17 protein-coding genes are annotated in these 17,431 nt (G+C 64.9%); 10 read left to right on the top strand and 7 right to left on the bottom strand.

Translation table 11 applies throughout. The features are described from left to right. The first annotated feature begins 55 nt into the window (after nt 1-55). Together F3J18_RS22445 and F3J18_RS22440 are read left to right on the top strand one after the other, a co-directional pair. Nucleotides 56-496, top strand: a complete 441-nt coding sequence (locus F3J18_RS22445) for a VOC family protein (protein WP_166914288.1) — start codon at nt 56-58, stop codon at nt 494-496. A 35-nt stretch (nt 497-531) separates the two neighbouring features. Then, nucleotides 532-948, top strand: a complete 417-nt coding sequence (locus F3J18_RS22440; protein ID WP_166914286.1) for a hypothetical protein — start codon at nt 532-534, stop codon at nt 946-948. Nucleotides 949-1,251: 303 nt separating this feature from the next. Here the strand turns inward: F3J18_RS22440 and F3J18_RS22435 are convergent, their stop codons facing one another. Both F3J18_RS22435 and F3J18_RS22430 read right to left on the bottom strand, forming a co-directional pair. Further along, nucleotides 1,252-3,048, bottom strand: coding sequence for a DUF6119 family protein (locus F3J18_RS22435; RefSeq protein ID WP_166914285.1), 1,797 nt, complete (start codon nt 3,046-3,048; stop codon nt 1,252-1,254). Nucleotides 3,049-3,429: 381 nt separating this feature from the next. Further along, entirely contained in the window at nt 3,430-3,702 is a 273-nt protein-coding gene (locus F3J18_RS22430) for a DUF3892 domain-containing protein (RefSeq protein ID WP_240154599.1), read from the bottom strand. A gap of 622 nt (nt 3,703-4,324) precedes the next feature. On the opposite strand from F3J18_RS22430, the gene F3J18_RS22425 reads away from it, so the two are divergent. Together F3J18_RS22425 and F3J18_RS22420 are read left to right on the top strand one after the other, a co-directional pair. Continuing rightward, nucleotides 4,325-4,987 (top strand): hypothetical protein, encoded by a 663-nt coding sequence (locus tag F3J18_RS22425; RefSeq protein ID WP_025100254.1) that lies wholly within the window; start codon nt 4,325-4,327, stop codon nt 4,985-4,987. Between the two features lie 322 nt (nt 4,988-5,309). Continuing rightward, nucleotides 5,310-5,561, top strand: coding sequence for a hypothetical protein (locus F3J18_RS22420; protein ID WP_166914283.1), 252 nt, complete (start codon nt 5,310-5,312; stop codon nt 5,559-5,561). A gap of 14 nt (nt 5,562-5,575) precedes the next feature. On the opposite strand, the gene F3J18_RS22415 is transcribed toward F3J18_RS22420, so the two are convergent. From F3J18_RS22415 to F3J18_RS22400, 4 genes are all read right to left on the bottom strand, one after another. Beyond that, entirely contained in the window at nt 5,576-6,955 is a 1,380-nt protein-coding gene (locus F3J18_RS22415; RefSeq protein WP_166914281.1) for a DEAD/DEAH box helicase, read from the bottom strand. A gap of 89 nt (nt 6,956-7,044) precedes the next feature. Continuing rightward, nucleotides 7,045-7,383 carry a metalloregulator ArsR/SmtB family transcription factor gene (locus F3J18_RS22410; RefSeq protein ID WP_166914279.1) on the bottom strand — a complete coding sequence of 113 codons (339 nt, stop codon included), beginning with the start codon at nt 7,381-7,383 and terminating at the stop codon, nt 7,045-7,047. Between the two features lie 11 nt (nt 7,384-7,394). Then, a complete protein-coding gene (locus F3J18_RS22405; RefSeq protein WP_166914277.1) occupies nt 7,395-7,892 on the bottom strand; it encodes an SRPBCC family protein in 498 nt (165 codons plus the stop codon). Nucleotides 7,893-7,970: 78 nt separating this feature from the next. Beyond that, nucleotides 7,971-8,894: a LysR family transcriptional regulator gene (locus tag F3J18_RS22400; protein WP_017920899.1), complete on the bottom strand. Its 924-nt coding sequence runs from the start codon at nt 8,892-8,894 to the stop codon at nt 7,971-7,973. A gap of 88 nt (nt 8,895-8,982) precedes the next feature. Between F3J18_RS22400 and F3J18_RS22395 the strand changes: the two genes are divergently transcribed. The 4 genes from F3J18_RS22395 to dctA all read left to right on the top strand — a co-directional run bounded on the left by F3J18_RS22395 (nt 8,983) and on the right by dctA (nt 13,493). Further along, a complete protein-coding gene (locus F3J18_RS22395; protein WP_013690480.1) occupies nt 8,983-9,861 on the top strand; it encodes an alpha/beta hydrolase in 879 nt (292 codons plus the stop codon). Nucleotides 9,862-9,924: 63 nt separating this feature from the next. Continuing rightward, nucleotides 9,925-11,331, top strand: coding sequence for a 3-isopropylmalate dehydratase large subunit (gene leuC / locus F3J18_RS22390; RefSeq protein ID WP_166914275.1), 1,407 nt, complete (start codon nt 9,925-9,927; stop codon nt 11,329-11,331). Between the two features lies 1 nt (nt 11,332). After that, nucleotides 11,333-11,968, top strand: a complete 636-nt coding sequence (gene leuD / locus F3J18_RS22385) for a 3-isopropylmalate dehydratase small subunit (RefSeq protein WP_025100260.1) — start codon at nt 11,333-11,335, stop codon at nt 11,966-11,968. 145 nt (nt 11,969-12,113) lie between these two features. Then, nucleotides 12,114-13,493 (top strand): C4-dicarboxylate transporter DctA, encoded by a 1,380-nt coding sequence (gene dctA / locus F3J18_RS22380; protein WP_166914273.1) that lies wholly within the window; start codon nt 12,114-12,116, stop codon nt 13,491-13,493. Nucleotides 13,494-13,626: 133 nt separating this feature from the next. Here dctA and F3J18_RS22375 read toward each other — a convergent pair whose 3' ends face one another. After that, nucleotides 13,627-15,027 carry a DHA2 family efflux MFS transporter permease subunit gene (locus F3J18_RS22375; protein WP_013690476.1) on the bottom strand — a complete coding sequence of 467 codons (1,401 nt, stop codon included), beginning with the start codon at nt 15,025-15,027 and terminating at the stop codon, nt 13,627-13,629. Nucleotides 15,028-15,333: 306 nt separating this feature from the next. Between F3J18_RS22375 and F3J18_RS22370 the strand changes: the two genes are divergently transcribed. Further along, nucleotides 15,334-16,305: a zinc-binding alcohol dehydrogenase family protein gene (locus F3J18_RS22370; protein ID WP_166914272.1), complete on the top strand. Its 972-nt coding sequence runs from the start codon at nt 15,334-15,336 to the stop codon at nt 16,303-16,305. 242 nt (nt 16,306-16,547) lie between these two features. Further along, nucleotides 16,548-17,431: hypothetical protein (locus tag F3J18_RS22365; protein WP_166914270.1), on the top strand; the 884-nt coding region annotated here is incomplete at its 3' end.

Genomic DNA, 17,431 nt, shown 5'->3' with positions numbered 1-17,431 from the left:
ATGACTCGCTATGGCAAGCTGGACATCTACTCTTTGCCATGGCGAGACGACTGGCATGTTCGACCATATCGGCATTGTCGCCCGCGACCTGAAATCCAGTGCCCGCCTGTATGCGCATATGCTGGCTCCGTTGGGCATTCGTCTGGTCGAGAAGCATCGTCTTGCCGTTGATTCGGCCTGGGTTGTTTTCTCCACCGGCAAGCCGCAATCCCCCTTTTTCGTGGTGGCGGAAGGACGTCCGACATTCTGGGATGCCGATGCGAGAGCCGCGGCGAGTCCGATGCACCTGTCGTTCTCGGCGCCTTCCCGCGAAGCGGTGGACCGATTTCATTCCGTCGGGCTTGCGCACGGCGCTCGCAATAATGGCGGGCCCGGGATCAGGCGTTCGCCGTTTTATTGCGCGTTTTTGATCGACCTCGACGGGAATAATGTCGAGGCCGGGTGCTACCTTGGGGACGATGAAGCGGCTGGGTTGGCGCCGCCGCTTTCCGCGTGACAGCCGTATAAAATCAAAACGATGACGGGGCGTGCATGAAGGTGCTGGTCAATTTTTTCTTGTTGTTGCTGGCGATTGGTTTCCTGAAGTCATGCTTCTTCGGTCGATCTTATGACTGCGACTATTGCGGGACATTTGTCGATTCGCATCGGCTGAAATCGTTCACGGTCAAGAAGGGGGATTCCGAGGTTCGCTATTGCGACAAGGGGGAAGCCACGTATCTGGACCCCGGCAAGAAGGAGTGCTGGGACTTGTCGGTGGCACCGCTCGACGACGACACGGGCAAGTCGTTCTCCTTGTCGCTGAGGTCGGACAATGTCGATGCGTATCAGCGGGCGCATCTGTTTCCGGGTCTTCCGTCCGATTGCACTTTCCAGCGAGGTGGAGGGTGGACTTGCGGGGATAGCAAGTTTTCCGTTGTCGTCGGCACGTTTGGTCGAGCGAAGCCGTGATTTGGTGAGTCGTGGGGAATGAGGGGGGGCTTCAGGCATTCGATGGCGTGGGTTCGGCCATCGGGGGAATGGCCTTGGCCTTGGCGTTGGCGGCGGTTGTTCAGCTGTGCCGGTTTTCTAAATGAGGCAGTGTCAATGGAGGCAATCGACCCTGAGCGGACGGTCGTGGAAATTTGCCCGGAGACCGCTTCGCAGCGATAGTGGAAGCTAGGCGCCGCAGTCGAATTCAAGCAATTTCGACTGCGGTTCAGTCAGCCTCGTAAAGACGCAGCCGGCTCATGCCGTTGAGCGGGCAAAGTGCTCTCAGGTCTTCCCTGCACGATTGATTCGTCGAACTGGGGTCTTCGCTACCACCTTTCTACTTGCTTGCCTTTTAATCTTTCTCTTTCTCACCTCTGCGAGGAATTTTGCGGATTCGGGTATGTGCAGAAGACTTACAGTGAACCCATAATTCTGGAGTGTCTTCCCACATATTCTCAAATTAACTTTGCTGAAAAATGGAAGATCAAGCTTCGCTCCGGACGGACCATCAATAATCGCAAACACCACCTCATAACGACTACCGACTGGCTTTGCGGGTAACTTCGCAAAATTCTGTTTGACGAGCTGTTTGTTAACCTCCGCAACGAAACCCGGCTCACTAACCAATAGGGTCGACGATACGAGTCCCTGTGCGAAGAGATGACTCAACGTCGCTGAACTTCGCCCTCGCTTGACATGAATAAACCTATTTTTCCCGGTGCGCGTCGAATCGATGGCATACAGGTCACATACTTCAATTTTGCTAGACTTTCCACCAAATGAAATCAGTTTTCGATCAAGCATTGCGTACTTGCGTGGAAGATTAGCCGCGACCGCCTCATTGTATTTCCCCTCGTCATCATGCTCGTACTCTACAAACGGCTTTCCAAACGCACATCTTGCAAGATCGGCGAAATATTTCTCCACTTTGTTTTTGAATGAAGATTCAATGCGATACCATTTTCCCGCATTCAAAACATAAAGCGCCTTGTTGTAATTTACCTCAGCATATAAGCACTTGTAAGTAGAATAAATTTTGGGCGGCAACCCCGATGCCAACACCATATGAATGGCGCGGTGTCGCAACGTATCCAAAGTGGCGTCCGAACGTAGTGAATTCTTAAGGTCTCGAATATCGAGGGCGGAATGGATCGATGACTCCAATTCTGCACGCGTGTAACAAAACCCCGTAACCTCCTCCCAGTTAATAATTTCTGGGATGGCGAGCCACATGGCCGAAAAATCTTCACGGTCAAATGATCCCCAGAGTATTTTGTCCAGCTCTTCAATAACATCCGATCGATCAACCGCCTCTAAATTATCCACCCACGCAAATGCGCCGGCCTGTCCATTATCGGTCTTTCGGTAGTCTCTGGCCAAGGATCTTTTAAGCGTAATCTCAAGAACTTTTTTCAGTTGTGGAAGATCTATTCCAACACTCGCCTTAAGGGAGTCCATTCCAGCCAAAACTTCCCCGAGATCTTCTCTGTAATCATCCAGCGTAAATCCAACCAGTCCACGCAATAAATCTTGCTGCTCATTAATCCCATATTCAGCAACGGAAGTTGCGCGCAACGCTTGCGTTCTACTAATTCGAGGTGTGGCTTCGAACGTTTGGCGATCAATGGATGCAATTTTGTCTGGCGATATACTGTTAAGTGCAACTCGAATTCCGAAGCGCGTTTCAATGCACTTCGCATCCAACATATGCCGACCGTGCCCAAATGCAATTGCGAACTGCCGCTCCTTGACGGTCGTCACAAGGAGGGCGGACACGCTCTTATTTTTCAGTCCATCCAATCTGGCTGATCGATTTATTTGAGGGGCAATGAAGCTGATCCACTCCGGCGTCGACTCAGTTAATGGCCTCCTAACATACAGAATTCCAAATACTCCTCTAGCCCCAAGCGAGTATTCGTCCGTATCAATTTGCGTCGGCTTTCCATTTCGATCTAGTGGCTTTGCAAGAAATTCGCGTTTAGACCAAAATTTCTTAGAAACGTCGCCCTCAGGTTTCTTGAGTAAGAATATATTTAATGATACTTTCTTGCGTTTCTTTTCTTCGTCTTTTGTGGCCAATTATCGCTCCTTGTATTGATTATTTTTCGATTCCCGTACTACGCAAAACGTCGATTTCATTTGCTCCAATGTGGGGCGAGCCATTCACTGCTGCGCTGCAGCAGTCTGCACTTAACGAATATGCATGAGATACGCGAGATGCGACTGCATTTAAAATGTTGCAGCTTATACCATTCATGGATTTTCGGCGATCTGAGAGTTCGTGTCGACCAGCCTAAGCTAGCTGACTACTGCCCAACGGGGAGCCGTTGTCGGATGCCGGCGGCGGACTGCATCCGGCGGAAGCTGACCCGAAGCAACCGGTCGGCATATCGCAGAGCTGAAGGCTGTTGTGCGGTCACCTGTTCTCTTGCTCTAACCCAAGAGTGGTAATCGCTTCCTTTACCGATCCGGTAGCGCTAACAGGTTGTCGGTCCAACGTCCATCGGCGACCGTCTGGACGTATTTAGTTAGGCCATTATGATTAACGTGTACCCATGCGCCCTGACGTTGCGGATTCTGGTCTGGGCACCAAACAGACGTATTTCCATTTTTTTCAATGAACGAGACCATCTGATCTCGACTTGAACTTCCACCTTCGGTTGTTTCGCGACCATCGATGCACTTGACCCACCAGAGTTGGCTGAGGTGCTCGTGGCGCTGGCCTCCGGTCATGCGTTTAGCTATGCATTTGAAGGTGGTTGTCATGGTTTGCCCCCGTCCAGACAAAGAATCGTGTGTGTTCGGACTATAGGGCAAGGTATTTACGGTGGCTAACCGAATTCGAATAGGGAATTCCCTATCGGTGGATGCGAAGATTCGAACGGCCGATGAAGCAATGCAACATCCACTCGCGAAGCTCAATGACCGGTTGCTGGGTGAAGTAGAAATTTGAGGGGCAGAGCAATGGGACCGACGAACGTCGCTTCATGGCCGTCAGCGGTCAGATTTTTTGCACGGCGTCGAGTCCGCCAACTTCTGCTGGCGAATCATCAGGGCGGTCGCGGACTATAGCAACCATTTCAAGCTCGGCATCACACGGTTTTCTACCTCACCGTGGTTATACGAGCAACTCATCTGGATAGATTGCCGCGACGGCGAGGTTTTTTGTTTGCCGAGATTTCCCCTTTCTCGAGAGCGCCGATCAGCACCATGCGCTCCGCACAGCGGCAGCTTCCCAACTGCTGTCGCACGCAAACGTCCCCATCCCCCATCAAATTCATCCAATCAGCCGATTCACGCCCACCGCGCGCCCGCGTCCAACTCAACGCAGGCTCAATTCTTCCAGGAGAGATCGATGACGACGATTGACACCTCGGGCGGCGAGTTCGAGTTCGCCGTATATGCCCCCTACAATTCGAACCCGAACGAACCGCCGGGCGGGCGGATCAACGTGGGCGCCGATACCGCGCTCTGGTTTCGCGCCGAGCGGGACAGCGACAACGTGCGCTTGGTCCAGCTGATCCGGCCGCAGGGACAATGGATCAACGACCGCGAACGGGATCGCGCGGCGAACGGCTGGTCGCTCGATTCCAACAGCTTGTCGCCCTGGTACGGCTCCAATGACCAGGGCGTACCGCGGCCGATCCGCGACCTGACGCCGAATACCACGCCGGAGTTGCGCGCCTGGATCAAGCAGAACAACATCCAGACCTTGTCCGGCGCGGGCTCGCGGCGCGGCAAGGGCTACCAGCGCGCATGGATCGTCGATACGCCCCGGCACATGGCGGCGCGCGTCGGTGAACTGGTGCAGGTGCGACTCGTGACGATCGCGGTGGATGTGCAGCACAGCGCCTATCTGGGCGGCGTGGAGTGGGGCTTCAATCTGTCGGAGCCGGGCGTGGCCACGGTGTCGTCCGCGAAGCTCGCGTTCAAGGTGAATCCGGCGGGCGATTATCTGCAAGCGCTCGACAACTGGAACCAGCAGGCCGGCAATACGCCGATCGTGCTGCCGGCCTGAGCGGGATGCGATCCGAGTGAAAGGAAGAGGGGAGGCGGATGCTTGGTGCGGCAGGCATTCGCCCTCTCATCTGCGTGGGAGGTGTTGCTTTGCGAGCGGTTCGCCGAGGTAAGGCTGGGCCTTTGCGGCAACCCATCTGCTACAGACTTATCGCGACTGCGGCAATTCACACACTTACCTCGTCCAGGCCACGCGCCTAGACTCGCCTGGCAAAAAACGAGGACAAATCCATGTCGAAACCATATGGCGACGAAATCGGCAGGCTCACTGGGCTGGCATGCAGTGTGCCGGATTGCCATCTCCCGCTAACGGTGAAATACCGATGACGCGACGCCACCTGAAAATCGCCTTGGGGCTGCTGGCTCTCGTCGTGGTGGCGCTTGCCGCGGCATTCAACATGCTCAATCTGCAGGAAGCCTACGGAGACGGCCCGCCATACTACGGTCGGACCACGAACATGGACAAATGGGAAAGTCCCTTTCCCATGCTGCTGCCCGTCGATGCCGTAGTGATCGTTCTGCTGGGCGTCTACGCAATCTGGCTGCGTCGGACCCGAAACCGCAATCCACGATAAGCCCACCCAATAAATCAAGCCTGGCGCTTGCCCCGCCCACCACCAGGCTTACCCGCCGGCTTGCGTGAACCACCCGCAGCCGGCTTCCCGCCAGTCTTCCCACGCGGCTTTTGCATGCTGAACGGGCTGCCGATGGTGTGAATCGTATCCATCCCCGTCACTTCGGCCCTTTGCCCCACCGCCTGCCCGACCTTCGGCTTCTTCGGTTTTTTCGGCTTCTTGATGAGCTCGCCCGAAGCGCTGGTTTCCGGTACGCGATGCTCGGCTTCGAACCCCGGCTCTTCCTCCCGGCGCAGCGTTTGCCGGATCAGCGCCTCGATCGCCGCCAGTTGCGGCGCTTCATCCGCGCACACCAGCGACACCGCCACGCCGCTCGCGCCCGCGCGCCCGGTTCGGCCGATACGATGCACATAGTCCTGCGCCACGATCGGCAGATCGACGTTGATCACCAGCGGCAGATCGTCGATATCCAGCCCGCGCGCGGCCACATCGGTGGCCACCAGCATCTGGATCTCGCGCGCCTTGAAGCGCTCCAGCGCACGCAGCCGAGCCGGTTGCGGCTTGTCGCCGTGAATGGTGTCCACCGCGTAACCGGCTTGCTCCAGCATGGCCGCCAGGTAATCCACGCCGTTGCGTGTCTTGGCGAACACCAGCGCATGCTCCCATTTGTTGCGCGCCACCAGGTGCGTGAACAGCTCGGGCTTGTTGCGCTTGTCGACCGTCACCACCCACTGCTTGATCTTGCTGGCGGTCGCGTTGGGCGCGCTCACGCTGATATCGACCGGCTTGCGCAGGATGTTCGCCGCCATGGCGCGGATCTCGTCGCTGAAGGTGGCCGAGAACAGCAGGGTCTGGCGCCGCTCGGGCAGGGCGGCGAACACGGCATCGAGCTCGCGCGCGAAGCCCAGGTCCAGCATGCGATCGGCTTCGTCCAGCACCAGCGTCTGCACCTGGTCGAACTGCACGGCGTTCTGGCGGTTCAGGTCGAGCAGGCGGCCCGGCGTGGCGACGAGCACATCCACGCCTTTGCGCAGCTTCATCATCTGCGGATTGATGCTCACGCCGCCATAGGCGGCCAGGAAGCGCAGATCGAGGCCCTTGCCGTAGTCGACGAAGCTCTGCAGCAGTTGCTCGGCCAGCTCGCGCGTGGGCACCAGCACCAGCACGCGCGCGCGATTGCTGGCCACCGCCGGGCCGTGTTGCACCAGCCGCTGCAACAGCGGCAAGGCGAAGCCCGCCGTCTTGCCGGTGCCGGTCTGCGCCGCGGCCATCACGTCCTTGCCGCCGAGCACGGCGGGGATCGCCTTGGCCTGCACCGGCGTGGGTGTCTGGTAGTTGAGTTCCTGCAGGTTGCGCAGCAACGGAGCGATCAGGCCGAGCGAGGCAAAAGACATGGACATATTCCGGACGAAAACGGCAATTCTAGCGGTTGCCGCGCGGATCGCGCCAAGCGGCTCGGTGAAAGGACGGCTGGACCACGCGATCAGGGGCCATCGCGCTCCACGAAGGCGGCCAGCCTGCCGATCGCCTGATCCCACTGTTCGGAGATCTGATCGAAATATCGACGCGCCTGCGCGAGCCCCTGGGGCTCGAGCCGCCACACGCTTTCGCGGCCGCTGCGCTGGTGGCTCACCAGGCCCGCATCCGAGAGCGCGTGAAGATGCTTGGTGATGGCCTGGCGCGAGATGTCGGCATCCTGCGTGAGCAAGGCGATCGACAAGGGGCCGGCGTTGCACAGCCTGGCGACGATCCGCAGGCGCGTCGGATCCCCGAGCGCGGCGAATACCGGCGCCGCGCCAGGAAGCTGCGCAGCCGCGGGCATCGAAGCCCGGCTCATGCCGAAGGCCGCGCGAGGTACGTCTCGATCAGTTTCGCCTGATGCGTCCAGCCGCCCTCGTTGCTGGTGAAGGCCTTGGCGCGGCGTTCGAGCGGAATCGCATGGAAACCGGATTCCCGGATCGTCAGCAGCGTGCCCGGCTCCGCCTCCTGCAAGCGGAATTCGACCAGCGTCATCGGCTCGGCGGAGTAATCGGCATGGATATCGACGGCGCTCGGGTGCCAGCGGAAGGAGAAGCGCTGCATCGGCTCGATCCGCTCGATATGGAATTCGAAGGGAAGCCCGCGATAGGGCTCCTGCATCTTCGCGACCTCGGGATCGACCTGGGTCGGGGTGATGCGGCCGGTCAGCCGGGTTCCGGCCACGAATTCGCCGTCGAATTCGACGCCGAACCAGGTACCGAACTGCTTCGCTTCGCTGATCGCGCGCCAGACCCGCTCGCGGGGCGCGCGCAGGACGACATGCTTTTCGATGAAATCGGGGGTAGGGTTCATTATGCAACCTCCAGGTTGCATGAAGCATAGTGCCCGGTTTCAGGAAAGGCAACCAAGCACGGCAAGACGGTGAGCGTCTCAGCCGCCGCGCCGGCGCTCCGCCGGCATGCCGAGCATCTGCGGCAGCCGCGTCCCGAGAAAATCGATGAAGGTGCGCAGCCGCGCCGAGAGCTGGTTGCGCTCCAGGTAGACCGCGTAGATATCGGCGTTGGGCAGGCTCCAGTCGGCCAGCAGCGGCATCAGCGAACCCTCGCGCAGCCGCGCATCGATTTCCCATTGCGAGCGGATCGTCACGCCGTGCCCGTCGAGCGCCCATTTCAGCACCGCCGCGCCGTCGTTGCTGCTGAGTGGGCCGCGCACCTTCACGGTTTCCTCCTGGCTGCCGCGCGTGAAGTGCCAGCTTCCATAAGCGGAATCGTTCTCGCGCAGCACCAGGCAGGGATGCTGCGCCAGTTCGCGCGGCGTGCGCGGCGTGCCGTGTCGCGCCAGGTAGGCCGGCGCCGCGCAGACGATGCGCCGGTTGCGCAGCAGCCGCCTGGCGTTGATGCGCGCCTCGGGCACGTCGCCGAAGCGGATGCCGACGTCGAAAGCCTGTTCCTGCAGGCTCAGCGGCCGGTCGGTCAATTGCAGCTGGATCTCCATCGAGGGATGACGGGCGACGAATTCGGAAATCGCCGCGGCCACCCAGGTGCGCCCGAAACCGAACGAGGCGTTGACGCGCAGCAGCCCGGCCGGCGCCGCGCGGCTGCGGCTCACCAGTTGCTCGAGCTCGGCCAGCTCGGCGAGGATCCGCGAGCCGTTGTTCAGGTACAGCTCGCCCTCGGTGGTCACGCTGATCTGGCGCGTGGTGCGGTTGAGCAGGCGCACGCCCAGCCGCAACTCGATCTGCTTGAGGCGCTTGCTGACCGAGGGCGGCGTCACGCCCAGCTCGCGCGCGGCCGCGCTGAGGCTGCCCTGGCGCACCACCAGCTCGAACAGCGCGAGATCGGAGATCGCGTCCATTTGTTCTCTCAGGTTAATACCGGTTTGCTTTCGCCGATACCATGGCGTTCAAGGCAGCAATTAGACTACAAAAAACGCTGGAGGAACCATGTTCGACGACTTCGAATCCGTCTCGGTGGAGACCGACGGAACCCATATCCAGGCCTGGAAGGGCGGCACCGGCCCCGCGCTGTTGCTGCTGCACGGGCATCCGCAGACGCGCGCGATCTGGCATCGCGTCGCGCCGGTGCTGGCCCGGCACTTCACGGTGGTGGCCGCCGACCTGCGCGGCTACGGCGACAGCGGCAAGCCCGCCGGCCTGCCCGATCACGCGAACTATTCGAAACGGCGCATGGCGCAGGACCAGGTGGACCTGATGCGCGCGCTCGGTTTCGAGCGCTTCGACGTGCTGTCGCACGATCGCGGCGCGCGGGTGGCGGTGCGCCTGGCGCTCGACCATCCCGAGGCGGTGCGCCGGCTGGTGACGCTCGACATCGCGCCGACCCTGGCGATGTACGAGCAGACCTCGTTCGCCTTCGCGCGCGCCTACTGGCACTGGTTCTTCCTGGTGCGCCCGGCGCCGTTCCCGGAAACGCTGATCGAGGCCGACCCGGACCTCTACCTGAAGCAGACCATCGGCGCACGCAGCGCGGGGCTCAAGCCCTTCACGCCGCAAGCCTATGCCGAATACCTGCGCTGCCTGTCCGCGCCGGGCACCGCGCACGGCATCTGCGAGGACTATCGCGCCTCGATCACGATCGACCTCGAACACGACCGCGCCGACCTGGCCGCGGGCCGCAAGCTGGCCTGCCCGATGCTCGCGCTATGGGGCGCCGAGGGCGTGATCGGCCAGTGCTTCGATCCGCTGGCCGAATGGCGCCGCTGGTCGGATGCGGTGACGGGGCATGCCTTGCCCTGCGGCCACTACATCCCCGAGGAAGCGCCCGAGGCGCTGCTCGACGCGGCGCTGCCGTTCCTGCGCGGCTGAACACGAAGCCGGCGCGGCCCACGCGCCGCGACCCATCACACCCACGATACGAAAGGAGCCGGGATGGCGATCCGGACGCTGTACCAGAAACTGGTCGATTCGCACACGGTCGAGCCGCTCGACGCGGACAACGTGCTGCTCTATGTCGACCTGCACCTGATGAACGAATACACCAGCCCGCAGGCCTTTGCCGGGCTCGACGCGAAGGGCCGCGCGGTGCGCCGGCCCAGGCAGCAGGTGGCGGTGGTGAGCCACATCATCCCGACCCACGCCGAGCGCCCGCGGGTGATCCTCGACGCGGATTCGGCCAACCAGGCCAGCAATCTCGCGCGCAACTGCGAGCGCGCCGGGATCCGCCTGTTCGGCACCAACGACCCCGACCAGGGCATCGAGCACGTGGTCGCGCCCGAGCATGGTTTCGTGCGGCCCGGCATGGTGATCCTGTGCGGCGACAGCCATACCACCACCTACGGCGCGCTGGGCGCGCTCGGTTTCGGCATCGGCACCTCCGAGGTCGAGCATGTGCTGGCGACGCAGACCCTGGTCTACCGGCTGGCGCGCACCATGCGCATCGTGATCGACGGCGAGCTGCCCTTCGGCACGTCCTCGAAGGACCTGGTGATCTGGCTGGTGACGCGCATCGGCGCGCAGGGCGCGCGCGGCTACGCGGTGGAATACGCGGGCACCACCATCGACGCGCTGTCGGCCGAGGCGCGCATGACGCTTTGCAACATGACCGTCGAGGCCGGCGCGCGCGCCGCGCTGATCGCCCCCGACGCGACCACCTTCGACTACGTGCGCGCGCACACGCGCTTTGACGAGGCGCAATGGGCGGCCGCCCGCGCCGACTGGCAGGCGCTGGCCAGCGACGTGGGCGCCGTGTTCGATGCCGAGCACCGCTTCGACGCGGCCGAGGTGGCGCCCTTCGTGACCTGGGGCACCAGCCCCGACCAGGCGATCGCGATCGACGCGCTGCTGCCAGCCGCCGAGGAGCAGGCCACGCCGAGCGAGGCCGAATCGACGCGCCGCGCGCTCGACTACATCGGCCTGGCGGCGCGCGAACCGATCGCCGGCACGCCGATCGACCGCGTCTTCATCGGCTCCTGCACCAACGGCCGCATCGAGGACCTGCGCACGGTGGCCGGCATCGTGCGGGGCCGGCGCGTGGCGGCCGGCGTGCGCGCGATGGTGGTGCCGGGCTCGGGGCGCGTGCGCCGCCAGGCCGAGGCCGAGGGCATCGCGCGCGTGCTGATCGAGGCCGGCTTCGAATGGCGCGAGCCGGGCTGCTCGATGTGCCTGGCGATGAACGACGATTTCCTGGCCGACGGCGAGCGCTGCGCCTCGACCACCAACCGCAACTTCGAGGGGCGGCAGGGCCGCGGCGGCCGCACCCACCTGATGAGCCCCGCGATGGCGGCCGCCGCCGCGCTGACCGGCCGCATCACCGATATCCGCACCCTGGAGCGCTGAGATGAGCCTGCTGACCACCATCGAGGGCCGCGCCTTGCCGCTGCCGATCGAGAACCTCGACACCGACCAGATCATGCCCAAGCAGTTCCTGCGCGGCATCGACAAGGCCGGCCTCGCGCGCGGGCTGCTGTACGACCTGCGCTACGACGCGCAGGGCGTCGCGCGCGAGGATTCGGTGCTGAACGACGCGCGTTACGAAGGCGCCGCCGTGCTGCTGGGCGGCGCCAACTTCGGCTGCGGCTCGAGCCGCGAGCACGCGGTCTGGGGCCTGCTGCAATACGGCTTCGCGGCGGTGATCGCGCCGAGCTTCGCCGAGATCTTCTACTCGAACGCGATGAACAACCGTCTGCTGCTGGTGGCGCTGCCGCGCGAGCAGGTGGATGCGCTGACGGCCGACGCGCGGGCGAACCCGCAAGGCAGCCTGCGCATCGACCTGGAGGCGCAGACGGTGCACTCGGCCGCCGGGCGCAGTTATGCGTTCCCGCTCGGCGCGCGCCACAAGCGGATGGTGATCGACGGCCTCGACACCATCGACCTGACGCTGTCGATGCAGGCCCGCATCGAGGCCTTCGAGCAGGCGCATCGCGCGGCGCGCCCCTGGGCGCTGATCGACGCAACCCAGGCCGCCGCGGCCTGAGCGCCGCGGCATCCATCGCTGCCCGCGCTACCGGGCGGCAGGCGGCGGCGCATCCCGCCGGCCGCCGTTTTTCCTGAATCCGTCGCTTCGACCGCCCGTCAACAGGGCGGCGGGGACGACGCACGCCTACCTTCCGGAGGAGACAATGGCGACTCGCACGCAATCCGTGCCGCTCTGGCGGCATCTTTATCTGCAGGTCCTGGTGGCGATCGCGCTCGGTGTCGCGGTCGGCCATTTCGCGCCCTCGGCGGCGCAGGCGCTGAAGCCGCTCGGCGACCTGTTCGTGCGGCTGATCCGCATGGTGATCGCGCCGGTGGTGTTCTGCGCGGTGGTGACCGGCATCGCCAGCATGCGCGACATGAAGGCGGTGGGCCGCGCCGGCGGCAAGGCGCTGCTGTACTTCGAGCTGATCTCCACCGTCGCGCTCGGCTTCGGCCTGCTGATGGGCCATCTGCTGCAGCCGGGCGCCGGCTTCAACGTGTCGATCGCCTCGCTCGACGCCTCGGCCGTATCGGGCTACGTCTCGCGCGCCGCGCACGGCGAGGGGCTGACCGGCTTCCTGATGCAGGTGGTGCCCGATACCTTCGTCGGCGCCTTCACGCACGAGGAGATCCTGCCGGTGCTGCTGCTCGCGCTGCTGTGCGGCTCGGCGCTGTCGGTGCTGGGCGAGCGCGTCAAGCCGGTGGTCGACCTGGTGGACGGCGCCGCGGCGATGATGTTCCGCATCGTCGGCTTCATCACGCGCGTCGCGCCGATCGGCGCCTTCGGCGCGATCGCCTTCACGGTCGGCAAGTTCGGGGTGGGTTCGCTGCTGCCGATGTTCAAGCTGGTCGCCTGCTTCTACCTGAGCGCGCTGCTGTTCGTGTTCGTGGTGCTGGGCGCGGTGGCGCGGCTGGCCGGCTTCAGCATCCTGCGTTTCCTGGTGTTCATTCGCGAGGAGCTGCTGATCGTGCTCGGCACCTCGACCTCGGAGAGCGCGCTGCCGCAACTGATGCTCAAGCTCGAGCAGCTCGGTTGCCGGCGCGGCGTGGTGGGGCTGGTGGTGCCGACCGGTTATTCCTTCAACCTCGACGGCACCAGCCTCTACATGACGCTGGCCGTGCTGTTCCTGGCCCAGGCCACCAACACGCCGCTCACGCTGACCCAGCAACTGACGCTGCTGGCCGTCACCATGCTGACCTCGAAGGGCTCGGCGGCGGTGGTCGGCGCCGGTTTCGTGACGCTCGCGGCCAGTCTCTCGGTGGTGCCCACCGTGCCGGTGGCGGCGATGGTGCTGGTGCTCGGCATCGATCGCTTCATGTCGGAATGCCGCTCGCTGACCAACCTGGTCGGCAATGGCGTGGCCGCCATCGTGGTCTGTGCCTGGGAGGGCGCGCTCGATCGCGAGCGCCTGCGCGCGGCGCTGCACGGCGAACTGCGGGACGAGCATCGCTCGGCGGCGGATGGCGCGATGCCGGCCGCGGCGGGGCGTGAGGGCGAGGCGATCGAGGGTTTGTCGGCCGAGGCCGCGCGGCCGGGGCGCTGAAGCCACGATGGAGATCGACCCGGCAAGCCGGTGTTGCCGGTTCGCCGATTCGCCGATTCGCCGATTCGCAGAGTCAAGCGGCGCGGCGCCTCGGGATCGATGGCCCAGGCAAGCGGCCCCGAGGCGCTGCCGCTCAACGCCCTCGCGCGAGAATCTTCTCCCCCGCATCGCGCGGCAGCAGCAGGCTGTCCACGATCGCCAGCGCGGCCAGCACCGCGATCAGGTCGAAGGCGAGCTGGAAGTCGCCGGGCCCCGGGTTGCCCGGCGAGGAACCGCCCATGATGCCGGCCACCGACAGCGCCAGCGCGCCGACCGCGATCCCCATCCCCGCGTTCATCTGCTGCAGCACCGAGAACAGCGTGGTGGCATGGCTCATCTGCGCCTGCGGCACGTCGGCGAAGCCGATCGTGTTGAGCGCGGTGAACTGCATCGAGCGCGTCATGCCGGTGGCGAACAGCAGCAGGCAGACCAGCCAGTGCGGCGTGTCGGCGTTCAGCATCGAGCAGGCCACGAAGCCGAGCGCGACCAGCACGCCGTTGCCGATCAGCACCCGGCGAAAGCCGAAGGCATGCATGATCCGCGTGGTGGCCGGCTTCATCGCCAGGTTGCCGGCGAACAGCCACAGCAGCAGGGTGCCGGCCTCCACGGCGCTGTAGCCGAAGGCGAGCTGGAACATCAGCGGCAGCAGGAAGGGCGCGGTGCCGATCGCGGTGCGAAACAGCGAGCCGCCCACGGCCGTGACGCGGAAGGTATCGATCGCGAGCGGCGCCAGGCCGAACAGCGGATGCTCGGCGCGCGCCAGGTAGCGCGCCGATATCACCAGCAGCGCGACGCCGGCCGCCAGCATCAGCAGCGCCAGCAGGCGCGAGACGTCGTCGCGGCTGGCCGCCTCCAGGCCCGCCATGAACAGCCCGAATCCGAGCCCGGTGAGCACGAAGCCCGTCAGGTCGAACGGCGCGCGCTTCGCCTCGCCGTTGCGCACCAGCAGCAGCGCGGCGGCCAGCGCGATCGCGCCCAGCGGCAGGTTGAGCAGGAAGATCCAGTGCCAGCTCCAGTGCGTGCTGATCCAGCCGCCCACCGGCGGCCCGAGGATCGGCGCCACCAGCGCGGGCCAGGTGAGGATCGCGATGGCGCGCACGATCTGCTCCTTCGGCGTGTTGCGCAACACCACCAGCCGGCCGACCGGCACCATCATCGCGCCGCCCAGGCCCTGCAGCGTGCGCGCCGCGGTGAAGGCCGGCAGGCTGCCGCTGGCCGCGCACAGCAGCGAGGACAGCGTGAACACGATGATCGCCGCGGCGAACACGCGGCGCGCGCCGAAGCGGTCGGCCATCCAGCCGCTGATCGGGATGAACACGGTGAGCGCCACCAGGTAGGCCGACACGCCGATCGACAGATGCGCGGCCGCGGTGCCGAAATCGCGCGCCATGGTGGGCAGCGCGGTGGCGATCACGGTCGCGTCGAGGTTTTCCATGAAGAACACGGCGGCGACCAGCAAGGCGGTCGCGGTACGACGATCGAGGGTGGCGCGCATGAGGGGATGAGCGGATCGGGCGACGCGACGGGGCGCGTCTGGCGGGCCGGCCGGCGAGGCCGGTGCGGGATCGAGCGGCAAGTATAGCGGCAGGACGTGAATCGACGACGGCAGGCGGTCGGAAAAGTAACCTTTAAAAATATGTTTGACAGGTTACTTGGTGGTGGGTAACCTTCGATCCGTCGTTGACCGGGTTACTCGCGACAACGCGATCCCGGTCCGCACCCGGTCCCGTCCCGCCCGCCATGCCGTGTCCTGTCGCGGTGAAGCGGGCGGGCTCTCATCCCCCCTGCAAGGAAACCCATCATGCGCGCGATCGTCCTGGACAAATTCGGCGGCCTCGACAGCCTCGTCTACCGCGAGATCCCCGATCCCGAGCCGCTGGCCGGCCATGTCGTCATCGAGGTCAAGGCCTTCGGCATCAACCACGCCGAGATGCACATGCGGCGCGGCGAATGGGCCGAGGCCGCGCCGGTCAGCGGCATCGAATGCGTCGGCATCGTCAAATCCTGCCCGGGCGGCGAATTCCCGGTGGGCGCGAAGGTGGCCGCGCTGATGGGCGGGCTGGGGCGCACCATTAACGGCAGCTACGCGGAATTCACGCGCGCGCCGGTGTCGAACGTCGCGCTGATCGAGGCCGACCTGCCCTGGGCCGAGCTGGCCGCGATTCCCGAAACCTACGCGACGGCCTGGACCTGCCTGTTCCGCAACCTCGAACTCGCGGCGGGCGACTTGCTGCTGATTCGCGGCGCGACCTCCTCGTTCGGGCAGGCGGCGCTGAAGCTGGCCGTCAATGCCGGCGCGCGCGTGATCGCCACCACCCGCAACCCCGAGCGCTTCGCGATGCTCGAACGGCTCGGCGCCGCGCGCTGCGAGATCGAGCGGCCCGACCTGGCGGCGCACCTGGCCGAGGCGCGGCAGGTGGACAAGGTGCTCGACCTGGTCGGTAATTCGGTGGTGCTCGATTCGCTCTCGCTGCTGCGCCGGGGCGGGCGCTCCTGCCTGGCCGGCTGGCTGGGCGGGCTCGATCCGATCCGCGATTTCAATCCGCTGCTGCAGATGGCCAGCGGCGTGTACCTGAGCTTCTTCGGCAGCTTCGTGTTCGGCACGCCCGGTTTCCCGCTCTCGGACGTGCCGCTGCAGGCGATCGCGGCCGACGCGGCGGCGGGCCGGCTCGACGTGAAGCCCTCGCGCGTGTTCGGTTTCGACCAGATCCACGAAGCGCATCGCGTGATGGAGGCGAACCAGGCCGGCGGCAAGATGGTGGTGGTGCGCTAGCCGGCGGTGCCGCGCTCGGCCGCGCCGCGCCTCGATCGCGGCGTGCTGGTCCGCATCTTGCTCGAACCGACGCGTTTTCCCCGCGCCTTCGTCGCGCCGCCCGCCAGCCGCCATCGCGGCGCGGGCGGCGCGGCGACGGCGTACCAGGACGACAATCCGGCGCGCGCGATTGTAGTTTTTACAGCAGCCGCCCGGCGTGTCGATCCGCTTCGTCAGACATCGAGCATTTCACGGAGACCGGCATGTCGATCAATCGATGGTTCCTCGGGCGGGCGCTGCGCATCGCCTGCGAGCGGCAGGTGGGGCAGTCCGGCGGCCGCATGCAGGTGATCGCGCATCTGGCGGCGCGTGCCGGCCACGATCGTCATCTGCGGGTCACGGGCCTGGCCGGCGAGACCATCAGCGGCCGGGGCCTGGCCGCGGACGGCGAGGCGGCGGCGCCGGTGGCGCTGACGCTGAGCGAGGCCGCCGCCGGCCGGGCGCGCTACGTGGTCTACCTGCGCCGCCACGAATTCCACGAACACGATTCCGCGCGCCTGGTGCTGCGGGTCTGGCTGCGCTGGTACTGGCTGGCGGCCTGGCTGGACGATTTCACCTCGCGCGGTTTCCGGCGCGCCAACGTGATGCGCGTGGCGCGCATGGAGGTGGCCAAGCGGGTTGCCGCCTTGTCGGCCGAACTGCAGCAGCCGGTGGCGCCCTCGGCGCTGCTGGCGCTGGCCGACGGGCCGCAACTGCCGCACGATGCCACGCTCGAGGAGCGCCAGGGTTTCGTCGATCGCGTGCTGCGCACGCTGGTGACGGCCGGGCTGGTGCAGGCCAGGGGCGAGGGTTTCGAGATCGCGCCGCGCGCGGCCGTCGCGCTCGAAGCCTACGACGCCGATCTGCAGCGCTACCGCCAACTGGCGGCGATGCGGCGCGCGATCCACGCGCTGATCCTGGCCACCGGGATCGCCGCGCTGGAGGTGGGCGGCACGGTGGCACCGGCGCCGGCGCCCGACGAGGCGGACCTCTCGGCCGCGACCTGCCGTTCCGGTTGCGGCGCCTGCGATCCCGATTTCAGCGGCGGCCCGGCCGAGGTAGCACCGGCCGCGGCGCTCGACACGGCGGCGCGGCGCCCGGGCGTGTC

Source organism: Burkholderia sp. Ax-1720 (assembly GCF_011753035.1).
GTDB classification, from domain to species: Bacteria; Pseudomonadota; Gammaproteobacteria; order Burkholderiales; family Burkholderiaceae; genus Burkholderia; species Burkholderia gladioli.
The sequence above is the reverse complement of the archived record's forward strand: the minus strand, read 5'-3'. Positions and strand labels throughout refer to the sequence as shown.

What these genes read in the sequence shown, in the direction of transcription:
- F3J18_RS22370 (WP_166914272.1), top strand. Translation starts at nt 15,334, where the DNA reads ATGCGCGCGATCGTCCTGGACAAATTCGGCGGCCTCGACAGCCTCGTC.
- F3J18_RS22395 (WP_013690480.1), top strand. Translation starts at nt 8,983, where the DNA reads ATGTTCGACGACTTCGAATCCGTCTCGGTGGAGACCGACGGAACCCAT.
- F3J18_RS22445 (WP_166914288.1), top strand. Translation starts at nt 56, where the DNA reads ATGTTCGACCATATCGGCATTGTCGCCCGCGACCTGAAATCCAGTGCC.
- F3J18_RS22410 (WP_166914279.1), bottom strand. Translation starts at nt 7,383, where the DNA reads ATGCCCGCGGCTGCGCAGCTTCCTGGCGCGGCGCCGGTATTCGCCGCG.
- F3J18_RS22440 (WP_166914286.1), top strand. Translation starts at nt 532, where the DNA reads ATGAAGGTGCTGGTCAATTTTTTCTTGTTGTTGCTGGCGATTGGTTTC.
- F3J18_RS22425 (WP_025100254.1), top strand. Translation starts at nt 4,325, where the DNA reads ATGACGACGATTGACACCTCGGGCGGCGAGTTCGAGTTCGCCGTATAT.
- F3J18_RS22420 (WP_166914283.1), top strand. Translation starts at nt 5,310, where the DNA reads ATGACGCGACGCCACCTGAAAATCGCCTTGGGGCTGCTGGCTCTCGTC.
- F3J18_RS22400 (WP_017920899.1), bottom strand. Translation starts at nt 8,894, where the DNA reads ATGGACGCGATCTCCGATCTCGCGCTGTTCGAGCTGGTGGTGCGCCAG.
- F3J18_RS22405 (WP_166914277.1), bottom strand. Translation starts at nt 7,892, where the DNA reads ATGAACCCTACCCCCGATTTCATCGAAAAGCATGTCGTCCTGCGCGCG.
- leuC (WP_166914275.1), top strand. Translation starts at nt 9,925, where the DNA reads ATGGCGATCCGGACGCTGTACCAGAAACTGGTCGATTCGCACACGGTC.
- leuD (WP_025100260.1), top strand. Translation starts at nt 11,333, where the DNA reads ATGAGCCTGCTGACCACCATCGAGGGCCGCGCCTTGCCGCTGCCGATC.
- F3J18_RS22375 (WP_013690476.1), bottom strand. Translation starts at nt 15,027, where the DNA reads ATGCGCGCCACCCTCGATCGTCGTACCGCGACCGCCTTGCTGGTCGCC.
- dctA (WP_166914273.1), top strand. Translation starts at nt 12,114, where the DNA reads ATGGCGACTCGCACGCAATCCGTGCCGCTCTGGCGGCATCTTTATCTG.
- F3J18_RS22430 (WP_240154599.1), bottom strand. Translation starts at nt 3,702, where the DNA reads ATGACCGGAGGCCAGCGCCACGAGCACCTCAGCCAACTCTGGTGGGTC.
- F3J18_RS22415 (WP_166914281.1), bottom strand. Translation starts at nt 6,955, where the DNA reads ATGTCTTTTGCCTCGCTCGGCCTGATCGCTCCGTTGCTGCGCAACCTG.